This is a genomic window from Flavobacterium sp. (assembly GCF_965657075.1).
Classification (GTDB): domain Bacteria; phylum Bacteroidota; class Bacteroidia; order Flavobacteriales; family Flavobacteriaceae; genus Flavobacterium.
Genome location: NZ_CBFHMV010000053.1, coordinates 1 through 3,349, shown reverse-complemented (window position 1 = coordinate 3,349; position 3,349 = coordinate 1). Strand labels below are relative to the sequence as shown.

The 3,349-nt window shown below is 35.0% G+C and carries 3 protein-coding genes; all 3 read right to left on the bottom strand.

The genetic code is table 11. The features are described from left to right. Positions 1 to 980, bottom strand: a 980-nt coding sequence (locus ACTF56_RS12930; protein ID WP_438967326.1) for a mannose-1-phosphate guanylyltransferase, incomplete at its 3' end; no start/stop codon positions are given. Positions 981 to 1,043: 63 nt separating this feature from the next. Next, the gene (locus ACTF56_RS12925; protein ID WP_438967325.1) at positions 1,044 to 1,991 is read right to left on the bottom strand and encodes a GDP-L-fucose synthase family protein; all 948 of its coding nucleotides are present in this window, start codon (positions 1,989 to 1,991) and stop codon (positions 1,044 to 1,046) included. A gap of 4 nt (positions 1,992 to 1,995) precedes the next feature. Further along, on the bottom strand, positions 1,996 to 3,222 hold the full coding sequence (locus tag ACTF56_RS12920) for a glycosyltransferase (RefSeq protein WP_438967324.1): 1,227 nt from the start codon (positions 3,220 to 3,222) through the stop codon (positions 1,996 to 1,998). Between the last annotated feature and the right edge of the window lie 127 nt (positions 3,223 to 3,349).

Here is a 3,349-nt window from a genome sequence, read left to right as displayed (position 1 = left end):
TTTGTTTGGAGTAATCTTTCATATATTTTTTTGACCGATTGTGATTCTGCAATTGGCATCACTAAAATGGCATCGCCACTTTGTATCACCATCATGTTTTCAAGTCCGTGTAATTCAACATGTGCTGTTTCCGCAATAATAAGATTTGAATCTTGCACGTAAGCACCTCTTAAGGTGAAATATTCGTAGAGTGCTTCAAATGAACCTAAATCTGACCAATCAAAAGTTCCTTTGACTATCTTGATTTTTTGAGATTGTTCCATCACTGCATAATCGATACTTTCAAATGGGATTTTCGATGTTGCCTCTTCGTCTAAAAAGTCACCACTTTTTAGTTTAATGACGTTTTTACAAGCTTCAAAAATATCAGATCGAAATTTATTTAACTCTTCTAAATAGGTTTTAGCTTGAAAACAAAAAATACCACTGTTCCAAAGATAATTTCCTTTATCCACAAAGTCTTTTGCTTTGGCTAAGTCTGGTTTTTCATGAAAAGCAACCACATCTTCTCCATTACTTTGGATATAGCCATAACCTGTTTCTGGTTTATTTGGATTAATACCAAACGTAACCAAATGTCCTTTGCGAGCCCATTCAAATGCCTTGTTAACTGCTTCTTTATATGCTTCTTTGTTTTCAATAATGTGATCGGATGGTGTTACTAGCAATAAATCTTCTTCATTAACCGAAAGTGCTGCAAAAGCAATAGCCGCGGCAGTATTTTTAGGCTGTGCTTCAGCCAGTACTTGAAAATTTGTGGACACATTATCTCTTAAAACACTCAAAGTCAATTCATAGTTATCAATATTCCCAATTACTAGTACCTCATCACATATATTTTGGTTGTTTGCAATGGTTATTTCAAATAAGCTTTTACCATCAAAAAGTGGAATGTATTGTTTGGTTCTTGATTTTTTTGATAATGGCCATAAGCGGCTTCCTGAGCCACCTGATAATACTACGTGAATTTTTTTAGGCATTTTTTTTAATCCTTGATTACAGATTTGTCCATGGGTTTGTATTATGACGGAATTTCATACCTTTTACATTTTCACTTCTTTGTATTGGATGGTGTGTTCTAAAAACCATTCGTATGTTTTAAGAACTCCTGATTCTAAATCAACTTTTGGACTCCATCCCAATGCTTTTAGTTTGGTTACATCCATCATTTTTCTTGGGGTTCCATCGGGTTTAGATTCATCCCAAATTATTTCTCCTTGATGACCTACTGTTTTTTGTATCAGTAACGCTAAATCTTTAATTATCAAATCTATACCAGTTCCTACATTATAAAGATTGTCATCTAATGTATTTTCTAAAGCAAAAAGGACGGCTGCAGCTAAATCATCTACAAATAAAAATTCCCGCATAGGTGTTCCTGATCCCCATAAAGTTACGGGTGCATGGTTATTTAATTTCGCTTCATGAAACTTTCGCATCATGGCTGGCAAGACATGTGAAGTTTGCAAATCAAAATTATCGTGTGTACCATATAAATTGGTAGGCATCAAACTCACAAAATCTTTGTTAAATTGCTTTCTAATGGCTTCGCAAGCTTTAACTCCAGCTATCTTCGCAATCGCATACCATTCATTGGTCGGTTCCAACGGCCCTGTCAAAAGATAATCCTCCTTTAAAGGCTGAGGAGCCATTTTAGGATAGATGCAAGAACTTCCCAGAAAAATGAATTTCTTCACTTCGTGGCGATGAGCCGCATCAATCAGATTATTTTGAATCTGCATATTTTCCATCAAGAATTGATATGGAAAATTATTATTTACCAATATCCCCCCCACTCTCGCAGCTGCATCAATTACCACGACTGGTTTTTCTGTGTTAAAAAACTGGTTTACTTGATCTTGATTTCGCAAATCAAGTTCTTGACTTGTTTTACCAATTAAATTTTTAAACCCTTTTGCTTCGAGAGCGCGCCAAATAGCGGAACCTACCATGCCATGATGGCCTGCGATGTATATTTTTTTAGTTATCATTTAATCATTTTCGCTTTGATACTTGTTCATAAAGTGCTAAATAATCTTTGTACCTATCTTCTTTATTAAAATACTTTTTAGCTCTAATTCTGCATTCTTTTGAAGTTTCAACTGAATTATTTGTACACCACTTTTCAATAACTTGTTTTAATGATTGAATGTCACCTTTTTTAATAATTTCACCTGTTACCAAATCAATAGCCTCAGGACTCCCGCCTGTATCATACGTTATAACCGGAGTTCCGCAAGCCAAAGCTTCTAAATTTGTGGTCGGAAAATTATCCTGGTAGGTGGGATTAACAAAGACATCGGCCAGGCTATACCATTCAGCCAATTCCTGCACGTTTTCAGTTCTGGTAATACCCAACATCCCTTCAGGCAGGTTTGAAAGTTGAGTTTTACTTAGCCCTATCAATACGATTTTAAAATCCTCACTTAGCTGGGAATGAAGCTGGATAAAATCATCAAGGCCTTTTCTTTTATCCCAAATATTAGCAACACCCAGGATAATTTTCTTGTGTTTCAAAAATCCAAATGCGCTGTATAAACCTTCCAGTTCAGTATGTACAGCAGGTTTAAATATATTTAGATCAACACCATTATGGACAACACTAATCGAGTGTGATTTCAAAAAGGATAGTTTAACTGCATTATGCAGCCATTGAGAAGGGGTAACTAAATGAAGGTTTTCAAGTTGATTAAATATTCTTTTCTTGTCTAAAAAATTATTTCTTGAATTATCCAACAGGTAGCTGGAAGGATACATGGATTTTTTGGGGCACTGCTGACAAAGCGTTTTCCACTTTTCACATCCTACCGAATCATAAAAAGTACAATGTCCGGTAAAACTCCAAGTATCATGCAGAGTCCAAACGACAGGAATATGCTGGCTCTTCAAGTAATTGAACAGGAGTTCAATGTTTAGGTAATACCCATGTATATTATGTAACCCAATTACATCGGGCCTGATCTTTTCTATTTCATTTATTAGATGTCGAGTGGCTTTTTTTGATCCAAATCCATGTCTATCAAATACTGCTGTTTTAAATCCATGAAAATAAGTATCAAATCTCTTTCCGATTTTGATCAATTTTGAATCACTTGAATTACCTCCTCGTCCATAGGCTATATAACTTTCATGACCTAGATCTAACAGAATCTTCCCGATATCTGCCGCAATTCTGCCTGTGCTTCCGGAATTAACAGTTGTATTGATCTGAAGGATTTTCATTTAATTTTCAAACTGTTTAGAAAGAACATCTTTAAATAAGTTTTGAGCAGTTGTCATTCTTTTATTGTTTTTTAAAAGATTTTTAACTATTTCTTTTTTGGCCGTTCTTTCTTGATTCGGAGTTGAT